The sequence below is a fragment of the Aquisalimonas sp. APHAB1-3 genome (genome assembly GCF_048323695.1).
Classification (GTDB): domain Bacteria; phylum Pseudomonadota; class Gammaproteobacteria; order Nitrococcales; family Aquisalimonadaceae; genus Aquisalimonas.
Map to the genome: position 1 here is coordinate 56,823 of NZ_JBLWFT010000003.1, position 23,660 is coordinate 80,482.

The 23,660-nt window shown below is 57.6% G+C and carries 23 protein-coding genes and 1 tRNA gene; 12 read left to right on the forward strand and 12 right to left on the reverse strand.

Translation table 11 applies throughout. From position 1 onward, the window contains the following. Positions 1 to 2: 2 nt before the first annotated feature. The gene (locus tag ACNSTU_RS07195) at positions 3 to 620 is read right to left on the reverse strand and encodes a class I SAM-dependent methyltransferase (RefSeq protein ID WP_290634428.1); all 618 of its coding nucleotides are present in this window, start codon (positions 618 to 620) and stop codon (positions 3 to 5) included. Positions 621 to 1,022: 402 nt separating this feature from the next. Here ACNSTU_RS07195 and ACNSTU_RS07200 point away from each other — a divergent pair, with 402 nt between their 5' ends. From ACNSTU_RS07200 to ACNSTU_RS07225, 6 genes are all read left to right on the forward strand, one after another. Next, a complete protein-coding gene (locus tag ACNSTU_RS07200; protein ID WP_418212200.1) occupies positions 1,023 to 2,420 on the forward strand; it encodes a tyrosine-type recombinase/integrase in 1,398 nt (465 codons plus the stop codon). A 252-nt stretch (positions 2,421 to 2,672) separates the two neighbouring features. Continuing rightward, complete coding sequence (locus ACNSTU_RS07205; RefSeq protein WP_418212201.1) at positions 2,673 to 2,978, forward strand: helix-turn-helix transcriptional regulator; 306 nt, start codon at positions 2,673 to 2,675, stop codon at positions 2,976 to 2,978. Further along, complete coding sequence (locus tag ACNSTU_RS07210; protein WP_418212202.1) at positions 2,975 to 5,665, forward strand: hypothetical protein; 2,691 nt, start codon at positions 2,975 to 2,977, stop codon at positions 5,663 to 5,665. Before ACNSTU_RS07205 ends, ACNSTU_RS07210 begins: the two co-directional genes overlap by 4 nt. A gap of 537 nt (positions 5,666 to 6,202) precedes the next feature. Then, positions 6,203 to 7,363, forward strand: a complete 1,161-nt coding sequence (gene dcm, locus ACNSTU_RS07215; protein WP_418212203.1) for a DNA (cytosine-5-)-methyltransferase — start codon at positions 6,203 to 6,205, stop codon at positions 7,361 to 7,363. Positions 7,364 to 7,477: 114 nt separating this feature from the next. Beyond that, positions 7,478 to 7,999 (forward strand): very short patch repair endonuclease, encoded by a 522-nt coding sequence (locus ACNSTU_RS07220; RefSeq protein WP_418212204.1) that lies wholly within the window; start codon positions 7,478 to 7,480, stop codon positions 7,997 to 7,999. Further along, positions 7,996 to 9,240 (forward strand): type II restriction endonuclease, encoded by a 1,245-nt coding sequence (locus ACNSTU_RS07225; RefSeq protein ID WP_418212205.1) that lies wholly within the window; start codon positions 7,996 to 7,998, stop codon positions 9,238 to 9,240. Before ACNSTU_RS07220 ends, ACNSTU_RS07225 begins: the two co-directional genes overlap by 4 nt. 55 nt (positions 9,241 to 9,295) lie before the next feature. Here ACNSTU_RS07225 and ACNSTU_RS07230 read toward each other — a convergent pair whose 3' ends face one another. From ACNSTU_RS07230 to ACNSTU_RS07265, 8 genes are all read right to left on the reverse strand, one after another. Further along, on the reverse strand, positions 9,296 to 10,192 hold the full coding sequence (locus ACNSTU_RS07230) for an HNH endonuclease (RefSeq protein ID WP_418212206.1): 897 nt from the start codon (positions 10,190 to 10,192) through the stop codon (positions 9,296 to 9,298). Between the two features lie 77 nt (positions 10,193 to 10,269). Further along, the gene (locus ACNSTU_RS07235; protein ID WP_418212207.1) at positions 10,270 to 10,800 is read right to left on the reverse strand and encodes a hypothetical protein; all 531 of its coding nucleotides are present in this window, start codon (positions 10,798 to 10,800) and stop codon (positions 10,270 to 10,272) included. Between the two features lie 61 nt (positions 10,801 to 10,861). Continuing rightward, positions 10,862 to 11,683: a hypothetical protein gene (locus ACNSTU_RS07240; protein ID WP_418212208.1), complete on the reverse strand. Its 822-nt coding sequence runs from the start codon at positions 11,681 to 11,683 to the stop codon at positions 10,862 to 10,864. Positions 11,684 to 11,810: 127 nt separating this feature from the next. Then, positions 11,811 to 12,407, reverse strand: a complete 597-nt coding sequence (locus ACNSTU_RS07245; RefSeq protein WP_418212209.1) for a hypothetical protein — start codon at positions 12,405 to 12,407, stop codon at positions 11,811 to 11,813. 84 nt (positions 12,408 to 12,491) lie between these two features. Next, positions 12,492 to 13,127 (reverse strand): hypothetical protein, encoded by a 636-nt coding sequence (locus ACNSTU_RS07250; protein ID WP_418212210.1) that lies wholly within the window; start codon positions 13,125 to 13,127, stop codon positions 12,492 to 12,494. A gap of 91 nt (positions 13,128 to 13,218) precedes the next feature. Next, entirely contained in the window at positions 13,219 to 13,641 is a 423-nt protein-coding gene (locus tag ACNSTU_RS07255) for a hypothetical protein (protein WP_418212211.1), read from the reverse strand. A gap of 112 nt (positions 13,642 to 13,753) precedes the next feature. Then, positions 13,754 to 14,092 carry a hypothetical protein gene (locus ACNSTU_RS07260; RefSeq protein ID WP_418212212.1) on the reverse strand — a complete coding sequence of 113 codons (339 nt, stop codon included), beginning with the start codon at positions 14,090 to 14,092 and terminating at the stop codon, positions 13,754 to 13,756. A 488-nt stretch (positions 14,093 to 14,580) separates the two neighbouring features. Beyond that, entirely contained in the window at positions 14,581 to 17,202 is a 2,622-nt protein-coding gene (locus tag ACNSTU_RS07265) for an AAA family ATPase (protein WP_418212213.1), read from the reverse strand. Positions 17,203 to 17,525: 323 nt separating this feature from the next. On the opposite strand from ACNSTU_RS07265, the gene ACNSTU_RS07270 reads away from it, so the two are divergent. The 4 genes from ACNSTU_RS07270 to ACNSTU_RS07285 all read left to right on the forward strand — a co-directional run bounded on the left by ACNSTU_RS07270 (position 17,526) and on the right by ACNSTU_RS07285 (position 19,189). Then, positions 17,526 to 17,771, forward strand: a complete 246-nt coding sequence (locus tag ACNSTU_RS07270) for a tyrosine-type recombinase/integrase (protein WP_418212214.1) — start codon at positions 17,526 to 17,528, stop codon at positions 17,769 to 17,771. A gap of 265 nt (positions 17,772 to 18,036) precedes the next feature. Beyond that, a complete protein-coding gene (locus ACNSTU_RS07275) occupies positions 18,037 to 18,225 on the forward strand; it encodes a hypothetical protein (protein WP_418212215.1) in 189 nt (62 codons plus the stop codon). Between the two features lie 106 nt (positions 18,226 to 18,331). Continuing rightward, positions 18,332 to 18,493: a hypothetical protein gene (locus tag ACNSTU_RS07280; protein ID WP_418212216.1), complete on the forward strand. Its 162-nt coding sequence runs from the start codon at positions 18,332 to 18,334 to the stop codon at positions 18,491 to 18,493. 36 nt (positions 18,494 to 18,529) lie between these two features. Next, positions 18,530 to 19,189: an SOS response-associated peptidase gene (locus tag ACNSTU_RS07285; protein ID WP_418212217.1), complete on the forward strand. Its 660-nt coding sequence runs from the start codon at positions 18,530 to 18,532 to the stop codon at positions 19,187 to 19,189. 167 nt (positions 19,190 to 19,356) lie between these two features. On the opposite strand, the gene ACNSTU_RS07290 is transcribed toward ACNSTU_RS07285, so the two are convergent. Beyond that, positions 19,357 to 20,040, reverse strand: coding sequence for a hypothetical protein (locus ACNSTU_RS07290; RefSeq protein ID WP_418212218.1), 684 nt, complete (start codon positions 20,038 to 20,040; stop codon positions 19,357 to 19,359). 1,346 nt (positions 20,041 to 21,386) lie between these two features. On the opposite strand from ACNSTU_RS07290, the gene ACNSTU_RS07295 reads away from it, so the two are divergent. Next, positions 21,387 to 21,731, forward strand: a complete 345-nt coding sequence (locus tag ACNSTU_RS07295; RefSeq protein WP_418212219.1) for a hypothetical protein — start codon at positions 21,387 to 21,389, stop codon at positions 21,729 to 21,731. A 214-nt stretch (positions 21,732 to 21,945) separates the two neighbouring features. Next, positions 21,946 to 22,206, forward strand: coding sequence for a hypothetical protein (locus tag ACNSTU_RS07300; RefSeq protein WP_418212220.1), 261 nt, complete (start codon positions 21,946 to 21,948; stop codon positions 22,204 to 22,206). A 481-nt stretch (positions 22,207 to 22,687) separates the two neighbouring features. On the opposite strand, the gene ACNSTU_RS07305 is transcribed toward ACNSTU_RS07300, so the two are convergent. Together ACNSTU_RS07305 and ACNSTU_RS07310 are read right to left on the reverse strand one after the other, a co-directional pair. Next, positions 22,688 to 22,763 (reverse strand) — tRNA-Thr (locus ACNSTU_RS07305). A 70-nt stretch (positions 22,764 to 22,833) separates the two neighbouring features. After that, positions 22,834 to 23,616 (reverse strand): competence/damage-inducible protein A, encoded by a 783-nt coding sequence (locus ACNSTU_RS07310; RefSeq protein WP_290630820.1) that lies wholly within the window; start codon positions 23,614 to 23,616, stop codon positions 22,834 to 22,836. Positions 23,617 to 23,660 lie beyond the last annotated feature (44 nt).

A 23,660-nucleotide genomic window follows, 5' to 3' on the forward strand; every position in this document is an offset into this window, starting at 1 on the left:
GCTCAGGACCGGGTTAAGACGACTGTCTCCCACGTCACACCGTCGCGCCCCAGCTGGTCATGACCACTATTTTCGAAATGGACGGTCAGCCCGCACTCAAGTGCCTGCTCCTTAAGCGCCTGTCTGTCACAGGCGTAGAACTGACGGTCGTCAGCGGCGGGGCCATGCCGCAGCGTGATAACCAACAGACCCGATGGTGCAAGCAGTTCGGCAAGCCTCTGCATTGCGTGCGAACGGTGATCCGGCGTCACATGCATCCACACGGCCGAAAGCAGAATCAGATCAAACCTTTCACCGGCGGATGTCACGCCCTCTAACTCGGGAAGCGCGCTATCGAGCCACAGCACTCCATCCACAGCCTGAGTCGCCAACTCACCGAGCTCACGGAGGCCCGTCGCTGGCTCCACCGCCGTCACACGCCATCCCATCTCTGCGAGAGCGCGGGCATCGCGCCCACTCCCAGCCCCCACGTCCAGCGCCCGGCCAGACCGTTCTGGGACGCAATGGAGCCATTGCTCGTGCGCATCGGCGAAACGGAGCGACTCGTACTGACGGAAGAACTGCTCAGCCCGAGCGGAGTACGGTGCAATGTGTGGATTACGGTCGAGAGATCTGCTCATGTGTTGATTTCATCCAACTTGGGCATCCGGGCAGTTGGGTGAGGTGGACCTCAAGGTCCACCCTACGCCTGGCTTACCCGACTGGATCAGCGCCCGTGAAGGCAAAGGCATGGGCCCATGGCCACTTCTGTGGGCACTACGGGGAGTCTGGATATCTCATGGGGGCAGCGCAAAGCGCTGTTTTATGGTGCCGGTGGACGGAATCGAACCGCCGACCTACTGATTACGAATCATCATAGACAACGATTCAGAACCACTCAAGTCAGCTCGCCTCAACCTAGCACACCCTATATTCGTCATATAGTTACATGTACACTCGTGTCATTTCTATTCACTTGGATGCACGTCTTGCCGACGCGAATGTGCACCCAGTTGTGCACCCAATGACACGAGGGCGACGGCATGGCACGCAAGGGTCTGACAGCAAAGAAACTGGACAACGTGGCCGGCAAGCGGCAGAAGTCCGCAACGCGACTATGGGACGGCGACGGGTCGGGCTTCGGGGCGAAGGTATCGGCCGCCGGTCGCGTGACCTTCTTTCAGTTCTACTATGCGCCAGCCGGCACGGTGGACGAGAAGGGACAGGACATCAGCGGCAAGCGCCGCTTTATGACGCTGGGCACGTACTCCGATGCCTACGGGCTGGCGGACGCTCGAAAGGGTGCCGACGCCGCACGCGCCCTACTCGACAAAGGGAAAGACCCGCAGCAACACGCCCGCACGGAGCGCGAGCGCGCCACCCGTGAACAGAAGCAAGCGGCACAGCGCGGGACCGTCGCCGGCGTGCTGGCGCTGCTGTTGTGGCGCTTCCGCAGGAAAGGGCGCACCCGCCGCTATATCCACGATGCGCGCCGGGCTTGGCATCGGGATGTGTTCCCGGAGATCCCCCGCGAGAAGAAGGCGGCGGACGTGACGCCGCAGGACATCCGCCGGGTGCTGCACCGCCCGCTTTCACGTGGCTCCGAGCACTCCGCCCGGACTCTCCGGGCGACCCTGCATCTAGCGTTCAAGCTGGCGATGCAGTCCGACCATGACCCGCGCAACCTGTCTAGCAAGGTAGAGTTCCGGACAACAGCCAACCCCGTGGAAGCTGTGCCCCTAGCCGTAGAGGTCAACGCCAAGGATCGCGAATTGTCGTTCCCTGAGATTGGCCGCGTATGGCACGAGATGGGCGAGTCCACCGCCAACCCGATGGACACCCTACTTATCCGCCTATTGCTGGCGCTAGGCGGACAGCACATTACCGAGCTGCGGGAGGCCACCTGGAGCGAGTTCGACCTGGACGCGGGTCGCTGGCTCATCCGAGCCGAGCGGCACAAGAACCGCACCCGGGACCACCTGTTGCCGATCAACAAGACGGCGGACGCCCTGTTGCGGGAGCTGCACACCATGAGGGGGCGAGCAGACTATCTATTCCCGCAGGTCCGCAAGCCCCACCTGCCTATGCGCGTGGAGCGCCCCGGCGCCATCATCGCCGCCCTGTTGGAGTGGCAGGCCCGACTCGGGAAGCCGATGGACAAGTTCACGGCGGCGGACTTCCGGCGCACCTGCAAAACCCGGATGCACGAGATCGGCATACCCAAGGCGACAACGAACCACCTGCATAACCACGACTTCGCCGGTGTGAGTGCAAAACACTATGACCGCTTCGACTACTGGAGCGAGAAACAGCGCGCCATGACCGCGTGGGATATTGCCTTGCGCGCTGCCATCGATGGGAAGCCGGTGCCAGAGGCAGAATGCAGGGCCGCTATGCGGTGGCAGGATGGAACGCCGACGTCAGGAAAGAAGACCGACTAAACCGCAACATGTAGAGCACTTGATAGTTCACATTCATACATGTTGTTGAAAAAAATCAAATTAAGGGTTGCGGACCCGAACAGAACCTACCAGTATAGAAATTGCGCTTCGGCGTAGTTCTGCCCGGCCGACCGGCAACAAAAAACCCGGTCCCTGCGCGAACAGGAACCGGGCAGATACTTTTTCCCTAAATCGCTCCACCTAGCAGGGTGGAGGGGACCACCGCTCGAACGGTGATCCCTTGGGAAGACTATGCCCACTTATGGCAATGGTCAACCCCTCCCTGCCCCTGGTGGAGCCTCTCAAGAGGTTATCACCTTGACATACAGAAACCCCGCAACGAAGTACGACCCCACCATCACGGAGGGCCGCCTCCTGAGAAAGGGCGAAGTTATCGCCATCACCGGCCTATCCGAAACGACGCTGTGGCGTCGCGAACAGGAAGGCCGATTCCCTGCACGCGTCCGCGTTACCCAGCGTATGACCTCGTGGTACGCCAGCGACGTATACGCATGGCTGGCTGATCCGGTGGGCTACCGGCGGGAGGTGTCCGCATGAGCATCTACGCCCAGACTGACAGTTGCAGCATCGTTTCGCGGATCACTGCGACGAACCCGGATAGGCTATCCAAGCAGTTTGTATTGCAGAATGGGGAGCTAATCAAGTACCCCGCCGGTTCGCTCGTGCGCGGTCATTACGAACGCTTGAGCGTGAGCGGTCCTAGAGCACTGGCCGAAGTTCTGCAATCTCTGAGGCCGAACCAAGCGCTATGCTTTGGGGCCGCAAGCGCTGAAACGGCGACAATTGCATCACGCAACGCGACACGGGACGGCGACATAAACCGCACACGGGATTGCTTCCACTGGCCCAGTGGCCCCGGTTGGCTGTTGCTTGACTATGACCCTCCCGAGGGCACCGAGCCGTTGAATGTGGCCGACTTGCACACGGAATTGTGCGAGGCGTGCCCCGCATTGGAGCAGGCGCCCGCCTTGATGGGTTCCAGCGGCAGCGCCCATATCTACAACGGCGACACTGGAGAGGGCCTGAAGGGCGCCGGGGGGCTGCGGGATTATGTGCTAGTCGCGGACGCCCGCGACATCCCCCGCGCAGGGCAAGTCCTGTTTGATCGGCTATGGCTTGCCGGGTTCGGGTACTTCACGGTGAGCAAATCCGGTGCGTTACTTCCGCGCTCCCGTGTGGATGCCTGCGTATGGCAGCCGGAGCGCCTGGATTTTGCCGCCGGGGCGAGTTGCGTGCCGCCACTGGAGCAGCGCCGACCGGAACCGGTGGTACTTAATCCCGACGCCTCACCGCTGGACACAGCAACAGCACTTCCGGACCTTACGGCGACCGAGCGTGAACGCCTCGAAGAGATCCAGGCGGGAGCACGCGAAGCCGTTGCAGCAGCCCAGCAGACCGCCCGCGAGGCTTGGATCAACGAGCGCCTAAAGGCAAAGGGCATCGACTCTCACAACACCGAGGCACGCGAGCGGTTGCATCAGGCCGTTAGCAACGGGCAGCTATTCGGCGAGTTCGAGCTAATTCACGAGAGCGGCGATCGCGTCACGGTGGGCGACCTGCTGGACAAACCCGAACGGTGGCACGGTAAACGGTTCGCCGATCCGCTGGAACCGGATTACAGCAACGGCGATCAGCGCATCTGCGTGGCCAACCTGCTCAGCGGGCGCAAGCCGTACCTCTACAGCCACGCCCACGGTGGACAATCGTTCCGGCTGGTGCGCGCAAGCGCCAGACTCACAGTTGCCGGCGGGCAGATGCCGGACCTTGCCCGTGAATCGGACAGACTCATGCGCCTCGCGGGCGAGGTTTACCAACGCGGCGGCCAGCTGGTGCGGATCATTGACCGTGGCACTATCCTCCGTGTTGCCGGCCCATGGCTTCGCACGCACCTAGAGAGCATCATCCGTTGGGAAAAATGGGATGCCCGTAGCGCCTCCCATGTGCCCATAGACGCCCCGAAAGAACTAGATAGCCGCGTGTTGCACAACCGAGGCGACTGGACGGTGCCAGAACTAACCGGCATCGTTCGTGGCCCAATCCTACGCCCTGACGGCAGCCTGTTAGACCAGCCAGGGTTCGATTCCGATACCGGGCTGCTGTTGCTTGCCGATCACCCGGACGGCTGGCCGCCGGTGCCAGTAGAGCCAACCGCCGCCCAGGTACGCCGCGCCGTGCAGACGCTGTGGGAGCCGTTCGCGGAATTTCGGTTTGTAGATGAGCTGTCCAGGGCAATTCAGCTAGCGGCGGCGCTGACGGCGGTACAGCGCCCAATGCTTGAGACGGCTCCGGGCTTTGGATGGAACGCCTACAAAGCCGGGAGCGGCAAGGGCAAGGCGGCAAAAACCGTTGCATGGCTTGGCGGTGTGGAGCCGATAGAGTCGCCCTGGAGCACCAATGCGGAAGAGCAGCGGAAACGCCTGATGGCCTCACTCATGGAGGGGCCGCCCGGAATTCTTCTCGACAATGTCAGCGAGCCGATGGACTCCGACACACTCTGCGCGATTCTCACCTCCAGCCGGTACAAGGATCGGCGCCTAGGCGTGTCCGAGGAAATCAGCGCCCCGACTCGCGTTCTCATCACCGCCACCGGCAACAATCTGCGCCTTGTGGGCGATCTGTCCCGCCGGTTGCTGGTATCTACGATAGACCAGGGCGTTGAGTCACCGGAGCGGCAGCCATTTCCGTTTGATCCCGTTTCCCTAGTCGCAGGACGCTGGCTCGGCTACAGGGCCGCCGCCCTGACTATACTGCGCGGCTTCATTGCTGCGGGTTCGCCCCATAGGGGAGAGGGCCAAATGGGCAGCTATGAGGAATGGGACGCCCTCATCCGTCAGTGCGTGGTGTGGCTGCGCGACGAGGAACTCACCCCATTTACCCTTGCTGATCCCGCCGACGCTATAAGCCGGAACTATGAGGCCGACCCCGAGACACAAAAACTCCGGGCACTGCTGACCGCATGGCATTCCAGATTCGGAAGTCGCGCTGTTCGTGTCGCGGAGTTAGTGGGGGACGCGACGGCAGATCCCGTGGGCCAGCCTGCACCTGAGCGCGCAGCGCTAGAAGATGCGCTACAGGAAATTGCCGGACAACCAGAACGGATATGCCGGCGGCGGCTTGGTCGCTGGATTGAGAGAAACGCGGGACGTGTGCTGGTCGGGATGAGGATTCAGGACGCGGGCTCTCGTGCCGGCACTCGGCAGTGGCGCATCGAATCCTTCGATTAACGGTGGGTTTGATGGGTTATTTGGGTTTCTCGCAACGACAAGGGAAAAAGTGTCATTGACAGTTCAGAGTGTAGGACTCGAGAAAACCCGAATAACCCACAAACCCACCACCTTCCCGGGTACATCCATTCACGGCCAGCGCAAGGACGCGCTGCGCCTGCCTGTGCATAGCGAGAAGCCCGACCGGGCCCCGAGAGACGGCCCACGACCTTCGACCCGTTACCGCTATTCCGTGCTGCTATCTTGAGCGGCCCGGCGCATACAGCACGGGTCCAAGCCGCAGTCCGCAATACATGCGAACACTTGAACAGTACCGCCCTTCTGGACGGCGGGAACAAAACCGGACACAATGACCGGAGAACAACCTAGCCAGAGAACACAATGATCTCCAACAGCACTACTCAGAATGCCCTTGACGCCGCGCTCTCAGTGATGTCACGCGCTGAGCTTGCCCGCGAACTCGGCCGTTCGGAACGCTCCGTCAGGCGTTGGCAGGAGCGTGGCGGTCCACTACCCCACGATCGGGAGCTGGCAATCATGCAGGTGCTGCGAGAGCGGACCATGAACCTCCCCTGCGGCGAGTCGGACTTCACTTTCATAGACCTCTTTGCCGGCATCGGGGGCATTCGCAGGGGGTTTGAGGACGCCGGGGGCCATTGCGTATTCTCCAGCGAATGGGACCGCTTTGCACTCCAGACCTATCGCGCAAATTACGGCAACGAGGACGAGGTCATCCAGTCGGATCTTCGGCAGATCACCGCGGCGTCGGATGCGGAAGACGCGAACGCCCTGAACATCGAGCGGGAGATCCCGGACCATGACGTCCTCCTCGCCGGCTTCCCCTGTCAGCCGTTTTCCCTCGCCGGCGTTTCCAAGAAGAACAGTCTCGGGCGTGTGCACGGTTTCATGTGTGAGGCACAGGGAACGCTTTTCTTTGACGTGGCCCGGATCATAGAGATCAAGCAGCCGAGGGCTTTCCTCCTTGAGAACGTAAAGAACCTGCGCAGTCATGACGGTGGCCGGACGTATGACGTCATCCGCCGTGTGCTGGACGAGCTCGGATACCACGTTTTCGATCGTGTAATCGACGGTAAGGGCTTCGTACCGCAGCACCGTGAGCGTATCTACATGGTGGGGTTCCGCAAGAACGCCCCCTTCAGCTGGAGTCAGATTGACTTCCCGAGCCCCAGCGCACGCACCATGGGCAGTGTGCTGCACCAGGAAGACGGCAGCGAGACCGAAGAGCCTCCTTACACACATGGCGAGCTTGCAAAGGTGGCGGGAAAATATGTCCTCAGTCAGAAGCTGTGGCAGTACCTTCAGGACTACCGTGCAAAGCACGAACGGGCAGGTAACGGGTTCGGCTATAGCAAGGTAGGGCCCACTGATACGGCGCGCACCCTTTCCGCCCGGTATCACAAGGACGGCTCGGAAATCCTGGTTGATCGTGGCGACGGTGAGCGACCCAGGCGGCTCACGCCCAGAGAGTGCGCCCGCCTTATGGGATTCGACGACAGCTTCCGTATTCCCGTAAGCGACACGCAGGCATACCGCCAGTTCGGTAACTCCGTAGTCGTTCCCGTCATCCGCGAAATCGCCCGGGCAATGGCGCCTCACATCATCGCCGAGATCCGCAGTGATCAACAGGGGAGCGGGCCCCAGCGCGCACTGCCGATGGAGTTCCCCGAGACCGCATGACCGACTCGGTATGGTGTTGCGTCTATGGGCGCGCTAATCACGGGCCATGTCGTCACGGATTGCCGGCAGCGTTGGCCGGACGTGGTAGGCCACTAAGCGTAACTTATCGAGCCGATGGACATCTTCGATGCGCGGACGCGAAGCCGGGTCATGAGCCGGATTCGCTCAAAGAACACCAAACCCGAAGTCTGGGTCCGCAAGAGTCTGTTTGCCCTCGGGTTCCGTTATCGGCTGCATGGCGGGAAGCGCGGGAGGAAAGCAGGCCTACCGGGTTCGCCGGATCTGGTGTTTCCGAAGTTCGGTGCAGTCATTTTTATTAATGGGTGCTTCTGGCATGGGCACGACTGCCACCTGTTCAAACCACCGAAGACGCGTCCCGATGTCTGGCGAGAGAAGATGGACACGAATCGCCGCCGTGATCGGAGAAACGTCAGCGATTTGCGCCGGCGTGGCTGGAGGGTGCTAGTAATCTGGGAGTGTGCGCTGCGCGGAAAAACCCGTAGCAGGCCCGAAGCGGTCATCGAGACCGCCGCCAACTGGCTTCTTTCTGGGGGGGACATGTACGAGATCAAGGGAATGCCGGGCCTAGCGCCGAAAGCCCGACCCAGCACCCCGCACCAGGGGGACGACGGATGATCGAATCCATCTCCGAAATCTTCGATATAGCGGCAGGAAGGTATCTTTCTGCCGTAGATGCTGAGCCGCAAGTATCCAATCAGCACGAGATCGGCGGACTGACCCGCGTCGGGTTCAGGGAGGTCCTCGGGGAGCCGGGAAAGAACGAGGTGTACCGTTTCTCCTGCCTAATGGCATATATCCCCGACGACGATGACGACCCTACTGAGCTGGTAGAGGACACGGTTTCTTGGTACGACTCACGGTCACGTCAGCCCCATCGTGGCCCCGAGTACCGCCTCTACTATCGTGACAACACTGTAACGGCCAGTATCCGCGAGGGCGATCTGATGGTGATCGCCCGGAAGCGAACCGGTGAACTCGTGATCCTTTTCACGCCCCAGGACTCGTCCGCGGCCGCGCAGCTGCAGTATCTGTTCGGCCTGCCCGCAGCAATGCAGCTCCGTTTCGACCGGGCGCAGATGCCAGCCCAGACCCTCAGCCTGCCCCTCAAGTACCTGCTTGAGGAGATCGGGGTCACCGCCATCGAACCTGAGGATGCCGAGGACGACCTTCAGATCGTCTGCGACCGTTTTCCGGACAGATTTCCACGCACAGCCGAGTTTTCACTGCTGGCCCAGGAACGGCAAGCCGCTGATCCGCTCGGTGATCCTGACGCGACTCTGATCGCCTGGATGGAAAGGGAAGAGGCCCTTTTCCGCGCCTATGAACGCCATGTTGTTGCTGAAAGGCTGCGACTTGGATTCGGACCTGACGGGGACGACGTGGACGAGTTCATCGCTTTTTCACTCAGCGTCCAGAACCGGAGAAAGTCCCGAGTGGGGCACGCCTTCGAGAATCATCTTGCGGAGCTTTTCCGACAAAACGGTCTACGTTTCGAAACTGGTGGTAACCGAAGAGTTACGGAGAACCAGTCGAAACCCGACTTTCTCTTTCCGGGTTTCCGTGAATACCATGACACGGCGTTTCCGGACGACAGCCTGTTCCTGCTTGGCGCGAAAACCACTTGCAAGGACAGGTGGCGTCAGGTTCTCGCCGAAGGGGCCCGTATCCGCAAGAAACACCTGGCGACGATGCAGACCGGCATCAGCGAGGCACAGACGGACGAAATGGCGCATAACAACCTCCAACTCGTCATCCCTTCTCCACTGCAGCCGACTTTCACGCCCCGGCAGCGCGACGCCCTCCTATCTCTCTCCGCCTTCATTGCTACGGTAGCGGCGGCTGGAAGCCCCGGCTAACCTCCCCCCGGATAACTGACCGGTCAAAAGGCCAAGCACTCCAAGAACTCACTGTCTATCTGACGGGTAAGGCTACGGTCTGCACATCCTCTGTACCCGAATCTAGGAAATGCGTGTAGATAAAACGGTTACCGTTTACGGCCAAGTGTTTGCAGTGAACTCGGAACGCTAGCCACCCAAAAAGCCTAACTTGGACCTGTGCATGGGGCGCGTTTCCTTCAAACATGATCCCGTGAAAGGGCTTGTACTCCTTGGCACTCAGTCGTTCTACCGAGTAGCAAGGATGTTCCTCCATTCGCTCCAGAAGCACCTTTCGAAGTTCCGCCATATGCCTCGCCTCGTCGTATATGGCGTGCCCCAGGTGACAGGCCAAGAACTCATAGGCAATTTTCAGCGGCACCAAAGGGCTCAGAAGGACGCTCTGACTGAGGTCGGGCTGTATTCGATCTACTGACCACTTCACCGCCTCTAGATTCGAACCCAGATCTACCTTCTGATTATCCGGCGCCTCGTCGAATCTCCGAAGGGCATCCTCGATGGGGGATTGGTTCATACCAGACTTGCCGAATAGCTTCTCGATTGACTTTCGCCCTTCACTGGTGGGTTGAATTAGGGAGCCATCCGGTTCTTTCCGCGGCCGAGCTCGGAACTCCCCACTCTTCACCCTCCCGCTGCTCTTGCCGCCTGGGCCGTGAGATATGAACTCCTGTCCTTCCATAAGTTGCGCGGCGAGCTGCGGGATCTGAGCCTGCAACTGGGCAACGGCGAGTCGTACCGAAGGGTCGTGCTTCGCTTTCGCCTCTACGTATGCGCCCACATCTGAGTTACAGGACTTGCAAAGGAAGTCGCACGTGAGCCGACCACCGAGGGAAGCAGGAATGATGTGCTCTTTGGTCAACTGCGCGGAGCCGAGACATATCACACATCGATCTCCCGTCCAGTGTACATGCATGTCGTTCTCCCGCACCCTAACGCTGAGCTAAACCGATGGCCGGAGCGCAGCGTAGGCCAGTCGGCTTGAGCGCCGTGTCAGATCCAATCCGACAACTCCGACGGAACAACATAATGCTTTTCATACTTTGCGCACCAATCCGCCAAGGAGTCGAGGACCCTGTTCCGAACATCATCGGATAGCCACGCCATTTCATCTTTAAAACGCTCTATACCTAGCTCGCAGAATGAGGCAGGCAACTTCGCCCGGCTGTCGATAAATCCGTGAGGAAAACTTTGGATCACATTCGCTTGAAGGCCGAAATAGTGCCAAAGCGTCTCAGTGGTCAGCTGAATCCAGTAGGGAAAGCGGACAACCGAATAACCATTCTCATGAGCTATCTCATCCTTTATCCGATCCACACGAATCTTCCGCGTATCGCGGTAGTGCTCATCCCCGTCGAACTCAACGGCAACGGTCTGGCCGAATCTAGTGTACGTCATGTCCCAACGGTAGCGCGTCCCTCCCACCTTCACTTCCGCACCAGACCACGATTCCCCTACAATCTTCCGCAAGGCCAAATCGAGCTTCCGCTGCAACAAGAAACCTTCGATCTCAACTGTAACCATTTGCGGGATTCACTCCAAAGATCTAACGCCCAGCGTACGCCGGTCCGCGTTGACGCTGTTGTTAGCGCTGTCCTTCTCGTCTGATTTCATGGACGATATACCGCTTTATGTCACCCTTGGCTGACATCACGGTAGTTGCATCGAATCGAATCTTCCCTTCGTTTCCCCTGTTGGCTTGGTCCATGGACCATGTAAGCAGCTCTTTCTGCAACGCAGGGACATCATCCGCCAATTTGAAAGAAACCGTCGCCCCCCGGCCGTCAACGTAAAACCGTCCAAAACCAGATAATATATTGTACCTTGTCACGTTGGCCTTAATATCACGGGATATATTGTCATCGTATTGCAGCGATACTGATGCAAGAGTGTCTTGATCGAGCCTTAAAACCTCTTCACCACGCGGGCGCTTTACCGATATCTGGACATCCTCATTTTTCTTTATTGGTCTGTGGAATCGCTCCAGAGGGACCTCCAAGGCGTCCTCGATCTCTCCTATGAAAGGCTCTTTTCTCTCCTCAAGCCGTCGAACCGTAGGCGTCGAGGGCCGATATTCTTTATCAACTGTCTTTGACCAAGACCACTTCAGGAGATCCCAGGTGGCAGCCGCTAAAACGCTAGCACCGATTGTCTGCGCAACCTGGTTGCTGAAAACAATTGTCACAACCTCGACAAAGCTTCCTCGGCGGGAAGGACTAACGTATATATCAACCCCCCTCGCTCGGTCGCCCTGCTTCCTGATTTCCCCCTCGTTCGCTAACGCATGTGTTGTTATTGCCAACGCACGAGCAAGTCCTTGGAGAGACACACTTGCATCATACAAATCAAGCCGCCCTTCTCCTGCGTCTCCATAATGGTAGCTTATTTTCATCTGTACGCTGGGCATCAATCCTCCCTATGTACCGCTAACGCCGCGCTCTCCGGCGGACAATCCTATGCAACTTTGTGCGAAAATGGGAGCGAAGCGACCAAAACAAAGGTGCATAGCATAGACCGTCCCGTGCACCGCTTGGTTAATTGCCATTGCCCAAAAAGTCAAACTCTTCGACATGCTGGATTTTTTGCTCTTTATGTGTTTTTTCAGACCAAGCAAGCAAAGCTGAATAATAAAGCAAGTGGACAAATTTATGATATTTCTTATAGAACTCCATTAATCCTATCCTGTGACCGCCGGCCCTTCGGTAATCAGTGTGTAATGTGTTGTTTCTAACATCACGAAAATCCTTGCCGAACTGGCTTGGCACGCTCTCTTGGTAGTATGATATATAGTTTTCCCAATCAGGGGCATACCCTTTCTCAATTTCGATTCGCCGTTTTCTTATCAGCTTCTCAGCTTCTGAAGTGAATAGCGAGTCAAGTGCTTCATGATCTATATTTTCGGTATTTCTATACTCTCTCTTAAAACAACCAACATAAAACTCGTACAACCGTGACAAGAACTCAGAGTAAGAATTGTAACTTTTCAATTTTATATTTGATTCAGAGCTTCCCATGATGTTATTCCCAGCAAATAAGACAAACTTTTCGAATGCCTCCTCGCACATAAGAAACTCATGAAACAAGACACTTACTAGCTTTTTATCTACATCATCACCAATTTCGAATTTCAAGAAAAACTCCATTTTGGCAATTGATGCCATTGGTAACTGGCGGCAACGGAGCGCAGCGTAGTTGGCGTCCCGTTGACCACATTGTTAGGCATCATATGTTCGGAGTTTGTCATATGCGTAGATCTTCCCTTTGTTAGCAAATAAACCACGAATTATATTACAGCCGTATCTTTCTCCTAGCTTTTCGCAAACAGACTCCACATGCTTTCCACCAGCCCCAGAAAAAACCAAGCATGGGGTTAGGTGCTTCTTTCCACAATCGATATCTAGAGCACTTGGATCAAGAAGAAATTCAGGTTTTATTTCATAGATAATCCCGGAGAAGCTAAAAAGCACTTCTGGAAATGGGTTCATGTTTTTTACTTCAAAAAAAGTAATCAAGTTCCCACTTGGAATGAAGCTGTGTGCCTTTTTATTTTTCTGCTTTTCGGTTACAGCACCATCTTTTATCGTGACGGATACGTCGGCGGAAAAATATATGTGCGGGTCATGGCTAGACTGAATTTTAATATTGTGGTGAATATCCACACTATCAACAGCCTCTCCATTTTTAAATTTCTCAGCAAGAAAATAGGAGAAATTTTCATTTAGCCCAGAAGTTGAAAGCTTGTACTTAAAAGTGCCGTCTCTCATTACGTTTTTCGCATGGATAGTATACTTCTTGCGCCGATAAAACTTTACAGCATCGTTGTATACCGACATTTCAAAAAGGTCACTCATTCTCTTCGCGTTTTGCTTAAAGAAACCACCATTTCGAGTAGTAAACGACGAAATTTCCTTAAGCAGTAACGTTCTGTCCTTGTAGGGTGACTTAGCCATATTCTTTAGAACGCTCTATCCAAAAGTCCACAAATTCTGCGATATTGGAGATATGTAAGTGGTTAACGTCAATTTGGAATTCCTTTGTTATAGCGAAGAATTGGCGTGTAATTCTTGAAGCTACAGACACAAATTCACGATCTAAGTGCTGCGACCCCATACGTATACGGCTAACGCCAGATCTCTTCGAATCAGCATAGAAGTTCGCGGCACCATGGTAGGGAAGAATTATTAGCTGATGAAATATCGATAGAGCGGCCACATCAAGTATTAACTGTTTGCGCCAAGCAGCACATTTCTGGAATGCCTCGTTTTGCTTTATGAACCTTTCCTTTTCAAAAAACGACACCCTTATGGGTTTTCCAACCTCAGCACCAATTCCTCTTGTTAGTGCCTCAAGCATTTCATTCGCCACGTAGTTCTCCCATGATGCCTAACGCTGAAGCTGAGCCGACGGGTAAAGCGCCTGGTTTGGCTCTTGCCATCTGCTATCGCGATAGATAGGGTCGCCTTAGCGCACTCATTCTTTACAAACCGGGTACCGGAGGTTCAGATTCCTCCAACTGGCCGCTCGTGGCATGTAGCACTACTTGACAACTCCGGCTGCGATGCAATGCACAGATAACATCCGGTTTATGCGGATAGGACTTCTCCGCGAAGGCGATCACGTCTTCAGTAACCTGGAAACCAGCGCCGGCAAGTGATGTGATAGTGCCAGCGTCCCCGTTCATGACCGCAGCCTTCAATGGATTCATTCCCGACGAGTTTACCGTATCCACTTGATAGCTACCCTCTTGAAGAATACGAGCAACCGTCTTTCGATCAATAGGGTTACGCAAGACAGCTGTTAAAAGACTTTGTGACATTCGCCCTCCGTGGGTTCGCACGTGGTCTGTTCCCAACGATTGCCCTGACCGGCGCCGCCAATGAGCTCGCCGCGCATCAGCACTTCTCTTTCCGGCGTCCGGTCGAGGGCATGGTTAGGTGTTGCGCGGTTCATTCGTCTTCAATGTTGTATTGCTCCTTAAATTCGGAAGCGATTACCCTAGCAACGTCTTCACAGCCAGCAGCATTGCGCAAAGAGTGAATATCCCAATTGCTTCCGGATTCGTCCGGCTCATGCCAGCATATAGAGTTGACTATTACCTCTCTGCAATCGCCGTCCAATTCGTCGCTGTTGTTTATCCGTTGCTGGACCAGGTCTCTCAGTTCGTCTTTTGACACGATGTTTCTGGGCATAGCGGCTACCTTGCTTTCTTACAACACTTAACGGCCGCCATAACCGGTGGGCAAAAGCGAAGCGAAGCTCGGCTTTTGCCCATCCGAGTTGATGGCTCTGTTATGCATACTTTTCCTAGGCGGTCCCTTGCGCAGCCTTCCTTCGGGCTCTAACCGCCTCCACTAGGGCTCGAAGATCGGCAATATCTTGCTTGAGCTCGTCAGGCGTCGGCGGCGGCTCATCCTTAGCGGAAGCAGGATCATGGGCTTCCACGATATCGTGGCATCGCTGGTTGAGTCGGAATAATTCGTCCACCTCGGCTTGTCGAAGGCCCACCACCTTCGATAAGCGCCTTACGTCGATATAATCCCTATACCGCTGAACCGTTCCGTTGAGCAATTGATCTTGGACGACGCGCTCGATGGTGGCTCGCAGAAGACTATACTGCCGGGTGATTTCCCCTGCCAATTCCGCAGGCGGCTCAACGGGCCATGGCAGCTTCTCAAAGTGTTTTTGCGCCTTTTCTAGTGCATCAATGCGCTCCCCGACGGTTTGATGCGCCCAGGGTAATCCCGGACTGACAATGCCTGCTCTCGTGCCCGAACGATCTAAACTAGTTATCGCCGGCTCGATCGACGCACGTTCGCACTCTGTTCGAAGCTGCTCCAAGAACACTACATCATGCGTGAACACGATAACCTGCCGGGACCTCGCCTCCCTCACCATTCGTTTTGCAACTTTTCCCCGTCTCTTATGATCCAATGACGAGACTGGGTCATCAAAAACTATCCCGCAGGAATGGTTCGCCAATGCCAGCTCCGCGAAAAACGAACCTAGGGCAATCGCCCGCTGCTCCCCTTCACTCAGGATTTCGTCGATTTTGTTTGTCGTGGGAAGGTCAAGGAGCAGTTGATGGAGCATCTTTCCCCGAGCGCTCCGTTCCTTGAGTTTCGTCTTGATGTGCCCAATTCCTAGAGTTCCGAATTCCTTATCAAGCGCGTTCCGAAGTTCATCGGTTACTGCCACTGACGCCAACTCTTTCGATTTGTTGGAGATCGGGCGGGTTTTTAGGTCTTTTCGGCATCTCTCGAGGGCCGCTTTCCTTTTTATCCGCTCCAGCAATTTGGTCACCGCCTTCAAGCTCGTCGCGAGGCGTTGCCTCGCCGACAACTCGGCCAACTCCTTCTCAAGGTTTCGACGCTTGTCTTCGTCCGCTGCTCTCCTTAAATGCCGACACGCCTTGAGCTGATGGGCGGCAAGTTGCCGAACGTATACCCGCGGCGATTCACTGAGGTCAGAAATATGAGTCCAGTCTGACGCTTTCAAGGATTCGAGCATCGAGGTTCTACGTGACTCAAGCTCAGCTTGAAATTCGGCGACCTTTTTCAGGACTGTGTCATCCAGCTCCCTTAGTTCATCCGTGAGCGCTTCGTCGGGCGAAACTGACAAACTAGCCGTCTCGATCTTCCGTCTTGCCTCTTCGACCTTTTTGCGGGCTGCATCGGCGGTCCTTGCAACGTCGTTCTCTATGTACTCGTGAAATCTCTTCAAGCGCTGATTGGCGGAATCCGGCAACTCTTCCTGGCACAAAGGACACACCTTTCCTTCGGCGGACGCCGGGAACTCCTCGCCCGGATAGGCAACTTCGGTAAAGTAGCGTTTCGCCGATTCAAACAAATGCTTCCAAGTCTGATCTCCCGTTCCTGGAAGCAACTCTTCACCGGCGCGTAGCGCGTCTGCTGCCTTCTTCTCGACGTCCTCTGCAGCGACTCTTTCAATATCGAGTCTTTGGAGCTTTTCGACGGCCTGATCGTTAACCCAAACAATAGGACTGGACAGTTTGTCGGAATAGGTACTCAAGCGAATTGCCGAACGCCGCAACTCTTCCGCTTTGGCCAATGGGTCAGCTTGCTTGAGGGCTGCTTCGAGCTCGACGATCCGTCTGGCTTCGTTTTCTGTCAAGGTTCCGAGGGACGTTATCGCATCCGCGTCCGATTCGGGGGACAGCTTCCCAACCACCTCTCCAACTTGTGTCTCGCCAAGGAGATGGTTAAATGGGGTTCTGTCCACATCAATTTCGGCGATTTCCGCTTCGAGCCTTTCTTCGATTCTCGGTACAACTTCATTTGCAAGATTTTCGAGAATATCTAGACCATAAGGGAGGTACGCTACATCCTGTTCTGCCGTGATATATGCGCGAGCACACTTCGAATCGAATACGGAAATCCGGGAGAGCCGGTCTGGTGGTGTCGCTCCCCGCGACCACGCGATCTCTTCGGTCCTGCCAGAGACTTCAACGTCGAATGTCGCTGACGGCTCTCTCCGTGCCGCCGGGGGATCGTTTGCGTCTGGATGAATTGGCTCGGATTGATCTCTGGCCCGGCAGGCTCGCTTCATGACCCGGGCATAACCGGACTTACCAGTCCCGTTCCCCCCGTAGATTACGGTTATCCCGTCGCTTGAGAAAACGAGTTTGTGGTCACTGGAGATCTGATTCACGTGACTAAGATCACGCAGCGAGACGAGAGTAACCGTCTCGCCGGGCGTCGGTTCGGCGGGAAGATGCTCATTGGCTAATGGTACTGAGGCGACGTTGCGATCGGTCTGTATGCCATTGTCTTTTTTCAGCAGCTCGTACAGTTCGGAGTAATCTGCCTCACCTAAGCCATTCTCTTGTTGAAGTAGGCGCCGACATGCATCCCGCTGCCATGAAGGGCGCGATCGAGTCCAGTTCAAAATATCGTTCAGGATTACCATCTACTTTCCCGCATACTCAGAGCGAATTTCCCACCTCAAGAATTTCCTTGCATAACAGTGAATGGATCGCCTTCATGATGATTCGATCACTGTGACGGCTACATATCCAGCCTCACTGAATCTTGCCCCGAACAATTTTGCTTCTTGTTTAGAGAGGTTACCGCGGGAGAGCCTTGCGGCGCCACCAATCACTTGACGGCGCGTTTCCATGCGGTAATCAGTAGGCATGGAGGCCACCGAAGCAATGAAGACGCAGCAGCACCCACGTCGCCTGTGGGACGTAGTTCGGTACATTGGCAGTGGCTTTTGCCGCCGGAGGGACTGTGCCAAGCGTAGTTCGCCATCACGTTCACATCAGCGCCGTACAAAAGGCCGTAAAACTCTCTGAATGCTCGAAACCAGCCGGGTGCCATAGGTTCTGGCATAGCTGCGCGACGGAAGTCCACAAGCGAGGCACGGATATTCGAACGACGCAGGAGTTGCTCGGGCACAAGGACGTCAAAACGACTCAGATCTATACCCATGTCGTCGGTCAGGCGTTCGCAGGTGTCAGCAGCCCCCTTTCCTGAGCCTCGTGCTATGCGATTACCCAGCCGATAGCGGGCATTGGCATCCATTGAGCGACGCAATGACGAGGCAGCAGCCGTGGGTTAAGCTCAAACGATGAACAGCGAGCTCGACCACTTATCAGAGGCTGCGGCCACCCGGGACGTCGACACGTTGTCGAACGGCCTATGCGCCACGGTAAGCCAGCTTGCTGCGGCCATCGGCACAGACGAAGGGCAGTTGACGCGCCCTTCGGATGAGAACGACTAGCTCACCCAGCAGCGGCTGGTGAGCCTCACGCGCATCCTGACCACCATCCATCCGTGGGCCGGCTCGTGGGAGGGTGCTTGGCACTGGTACTGGAATACGCCGATTGGCGCCCTGGGCGGCCTCACCGCCGCAACTCTGGTGGCCCGCGGTGAGTCCGATCATGTTGAGCATTATCTCGCCCACCTCAGTGATGGCGGGTACGCGTGAAACCGAATCCCAGCACCGTGGATCCTGTTGCCGGGCAACGGTAAACTAGAGCTATTGGGCTGCGTCATTACTCCACGAAGCAGCTGAACAAGCCAAGGGGGCCATCATGGACATGACGCCAGTGTTGCTCGTCTTTTTTATCCTCGTCGCGCTGATTGTGTGCGAGAAGATCGCGGACAAGCAGTTCCGGGAGAGGAAGCTGGCGCAGAGCCGCGATCAGGGGGTGTGCCCCCACTGCGGCCGAGACTGTGGCTGTCACCGCCCGTAGGTGTCTCCGTGACGTCGGCTGTCCAACGAGGTCGGCATGTGTGGCCGCTACTCGAATTACGCGCCCCACTCGCGGGTCACTCGGCAACTGCGCATCGACATCGACGAAGTCGATGACCAGGGGCCGCGCTACAATATTCCTCCCGGAACACCACAGCCCGCCGCAATCGCAGCCGACGGAAAGCGAGCGCTCACGCCGCTGCTGTGGGGTTACCGGCCAACATGGGCTGACGAGGGCAAACCGGCTCCGATCAATGCCCGGGCAGAGACCGTCGCACGCAGCCCGTATTTTCGATCAGCGTTCGCCAACCGCCGCTGCCTGATTCCGGCGAGTGGCTGGTTTGAGTGGCAGAGAACCGATAGCGGCAAAGTGCCCTACTTCATCCACCCCGCCGACGACGATCTCCTGTGTTACGCAGGCATCTATGAGCCAGCCACCGAGTCCAGGCCGGCCTCCTTCGCCATCATCACGCACGCAGCCAAGGGCCACCTGGCCTCGCTTCACGATCGTATGCCCTTGGTCTTGGCGGCCTCGTGCTGGGATGACTGGCTGGATCCCTCACTTACAAATCGCGACGACATCAAGGCCGCAACGCGTGCCATCGACATCGGTGAGCTTGAAGCCTACCCCGTCAGCACGCGGGTCAATACACCGAAGAACGACGATGCCTCGCTGGTCCAGGCCATTGCTTCGTGACGAGACCTACACCACCGCCACACCTGAGGTGACTCCGAGCCGAAATTGCAATGAAACGGAACACTGGAACACCCCTGTTTCCATGGGGTGTTCCACGGCAAGCGGGGTGCTCCAGGGGTGTTCCAGGGGTGTTCCATAATGTCCTTCAGCGTCCCGATGCAGCACAGCTATTGGTGAAGAATACGCCGCACCCACCCGGGGTTTCGGAGTTTCGCGGGCATGGGCCCGCTGTGCACACGTCGCCAGTCCTCTCTCGTGAGCCGGACCAGGGCCTTGGCATCAGCCCGAATGCCACGGAAGCCGGGAACACGAGCCAAAGACCACGCGACCTGCCGGATATCCCTGCGGCGCTGTTCAGGATCAGGCTGCCTCACCGCCGCGTGGATTCGGTCTCGCCAAGCCTGACGGCGCTCCTTCGTCATTCGCCAGGTCCAGGTGCCGTCGATTCGAACCAATTCATAGTCGGCCCATTCCGTCACTTGCACGGGAATCTGGATGCGGCCGTCACGCGATCGTGCATCAGCGGTGTGCTCCAGAAAGGTCGCCGGATGTTCGGACTGTGCCAGCAGGAGCCAGTGTGCGCGGTCGGCACCTCTTGGTGCGTGGATGACGAGCCACGCCCGAGGCACACCGTGGCGGCTCATTCGACGCCGCTCGGCCTCGTCTGCCGCCGTCCCGTAATTGGCGGCGAATTTTGCGCGTAGTCGTGTAAGGCGCCCGACTTTGACGGTGCCGCCGACCCACTGCACGTAGCCTCGTGCGACCAGGTCCAGTGTGCGCTGCATAAAGCTGGTCTTGTAACGCAGTGGCTGGTCGGGGATCGGACGGGTTCTTGCGGAGCGAACTGACATAAGGGTCTCCCTTGTCGTGGGCTTACCCAACAAGGGATCCCCGGTAACACCACCGAGGGCAGACGATGACGACAAATAAGAGGACTCTCGCGAGCAGGATGCGAGCGAGCCGCATATAAGAGATTCCGATAGCGCTCTCGCGAGCCCGCTCCAGGGGGCGTGTGCGCGGGCGACAGACCCGTCCCAGCGAAAAGCTGTTACCGAGGATCCCTTACCTGGTAGCCGCCCCGGGTTTGCCACCCCGGACTCGATCCGGGGGCGATCCCCGGAGCTGCTGCCGCAATCAAGTCGCCAACTTGTTTGCGCACCTGCCGCCGCGCAGTGCCCGTAATGGGGCTCGCTGCGTGGCAACGGGGGCTGGAGGGTGAAACTCCCTCCTTCGACCCGATCCGGTGGATCGGGGCCCGTGAGAGCGGGTTGGGCGACGCGGAAACGGGCGCTCGGGCGACCGAGCCAACCCTGCAACTCGGCGAAAGGCGGTATTAGGCCGCCCCGGGGGGTGCACGAGAGTGTATTACCCGTGCCGCACACGTGGGCTTCACGCACGGTCGGAAACGGCCGTGAGTCCCAGAGGAGAAGTCTGGATGGGATGGCACTCAGACGGGCAACCGGCTGAGGTCGATGCATAGCTTAAGCGTGTACACCGGCGTCCGAAGAGGATGCTTTGCGGAGCATGTCACAGCCGTGAGCGTAAGGCTCTGGCCATGGGCGATGATCTGCACTGGGAGTACCACAGCCGCTTTGGAATCTCGGGCGTGGGAAAACCGACCAGGACGGTCGGCAAGGCGCACAGCGCCAGATATCCAGTGGAGTGAGACCAGCGGCGGTGACATGCGCAGTAGCGAGTTGCTAACGCGGGAAGGGCTAAGGACGGGCTGGGGTGGCACCCAGCTGAACGTCTATGCCTGGGAGCGGTGCTGAGTAGGGTTCGAGGTGGCTGACGATATGGCCGAAGTCGTCACCGAGTTGTAGGGAGCTGGACAGCGTCTCGTGTTCGCTGACGGTTCGTTGCATCCCCGAAAGGCGCCAGCAGAGCTGGACCCAGGAAGGGTCCAGAGCAGCAGCTTTTGGCGGTAAAGGCGTCGCGGGGTGGCACCCGCACAGACGCCTTAACCACTCCCGGTTGGCACCGGGATTACAGGAGGGGGCTGTCTACAGTCTTCTATAAACTCACAGCCCCGCCGTTTCGGCGGGGCTTTCTCTTATGGCTGTCCATGCATCGCGGGGATGCGCCAATTTCCAGGATCAGGCACGCCGAACAGGCTACCCGAAAAAGCTGTTATCGCGGATCCCTTTCTATGTGAATGGGCCCACTGGGGTGCCCAAAAAACGTAGGAGGACTATCCATGAATAGCCGTCACGCAAGTGAAGCGCTGGAAGAGGTCAAGCAACGCATGGCAGGCACAGCCCTGGCCAGACACGTCGAAGAGGGGCTTGCCTTCGGAGAAATGGACGATTTCCTGGAAGCACTCAGTGACTTGCTTCGCGACTCTGGCTTGGCCTTCGACACCGAGGTGACGTCCGGCTCTGAGGGTGTCGCGATCACGTCGAGGTTACAACACCTCTCGGGTGATGAGATGCCCCTGCATGCGAGTTTGGGGAGAGGCATTAGCCAGGACCGGGTAGAGGAACTCTGCCAATTCGCAAAGTTCCGTCATGTGCTCAAGCTATTCGGTCTAGCCCCGGGTTAATCGTAATCAGCAGTACTCAAAGCGGGCCCCTGGCCCGCTTTTCTGTTAATGAACCGCCTGCCCAAACACTCCACCCGCTAAACATCTGGCGGCCGTCCACACCTCGCACAACGCAGCCGAAGCGGCCGCGAGCAGCCTTGGCCGTGGTGGTCACCGACTACTGTTATCGCGGATCCCTTAGGGCTTGAAACCACAGCCAATGGGAGTAGCAAAGATGGAAACTGCAATTGAGACCATGCATAGCCTGAACGTAAAGATCATGGCTACGCATGCATCGCAAGCGCGTGACAGTCTGGACCTTGATCTGATTCAGACCGTCATGCTTGAGGCCCGCGGGTACTGGCTGGGCTTGTTGACGGCCAATGCTCCACCTGCACTCGTTAGCGACGCCTATCAGGCGTACTCGCGAGCTAAGGAAAACGAGGCGGTGATACGCTTCGAGCGAGACAGCTCGGTTGACGGCTGGATTCCCTAAGTCGCTCAACCGACGGGAAATCTCACACGGCGACCCCCCAGGGGGTTCGCCGTTTTTTATGGCCGGATTTGCGTAAAGGCTTCACGAGCCTGAAGCAAGGGAAACCAAGATTTTTGAGGCAGAATCTTGCAACGGAGATGCTACCGGGAATCCCTTACAGGGTGTCATTAGGAAATGAAGGCAACCGACTACAGGGCTGTATGCGGGGTTGATGACAAACCTATCCGAAAAATCAGACGAGACGGCTCAAACAGGAGGAACACGGCACCGATTACTGCCAGTGTGCTTATCTGGTGAAGGTGGGAACACTGAGGCATCAGCGCTGGGGCGATGCGGGGTTCCAGGACGCCCCGGCGCGCATCACTGTCATGAACTCAGGGATCTATGCACCCAGCCGCCAGTGTGCACCCAGACGTGCACCCAAAAAACAAAAAGCGTACGGGGAAGGAACCGGAAAAATCGTTTAAGTCTTTGATTTTAATGGTGCCGGTGGACGGAATCGAACCGCCGACCTACTGATTACGAATCAGTTGCTCTACCGACTGAGCTACACCGGCTATCTGGTTGGAGCGCGGGAGTATAGCCGATGTGGGTGGCCGGTCACAACGGCGGTTGTTGGTGTGCTGCTCAGTCTTCGCGTCTGCGGTCCAGGTCGGCCTCTTCCCAGTCCGCGCCCATGGCGGTGAGGTGGGCCTCCATGGCCTGAATAACGGCGTCCACGGCGGCGTTGGGGCCGCGGGCGCCCAGCTCCAGTTCGTGCTGCGGTGGAATCCAGTGCGGCAGGCAGGAGATACGCACGTCCGGGTGTTTGTCGGTGAGTTCGTCGAGCAGCGGGATGGCGTGGCTCTCACGCATGCCGCGCACGGTCAGGGCCCGCTCCTTGCGGCTGCCGCTGGCGTGCAGGTGTGCGTAGTGGGTGTCCAGCACCCATTCGATCATGGGCCAGGCCATGTTGGGGAAGCCGGGCACGAAGTAGTGGTGGCCCAGGCTGAAGCCGGGCACGCGGTTCACCGGGTTGGGGATGATGCCCGCGCCCTTGGGGAACTCGATCATGCGCTGGCGGCCGGGTTTGATGTCGTCACCGAACTGCTCGCGCAGCAGGCGCGCGCCTTCCGGGTGGGGCTCGATTTCGAGGCCAGCGGCGGCAGCGGCGCACTGGCGGGTGCGGTCGTCCGGTGTGCCGCCGATACCGCCGAAGCTGAACACGATGTCGTCGCTGGCCATGGACAGACGCAGGGTGTCGGTAAGGCGCTCGGGGTCGTCGCCCAGGAAGCGGGCCCAGGCGAGATCCAGGCCGCGCTCGGCGAGGAGTTCGATGACCTTGGGCATGTGGCCGTCGGTGCGTTTGCCGGAGAGGATTTCGTCGCCGATGACGATGATGCCGAAACCGGGGGTTTGCGAGGTTGGCATAGTGCTCTCCGGGGTTGTGGGGTGGGGGGCGTGGATGGTGGACG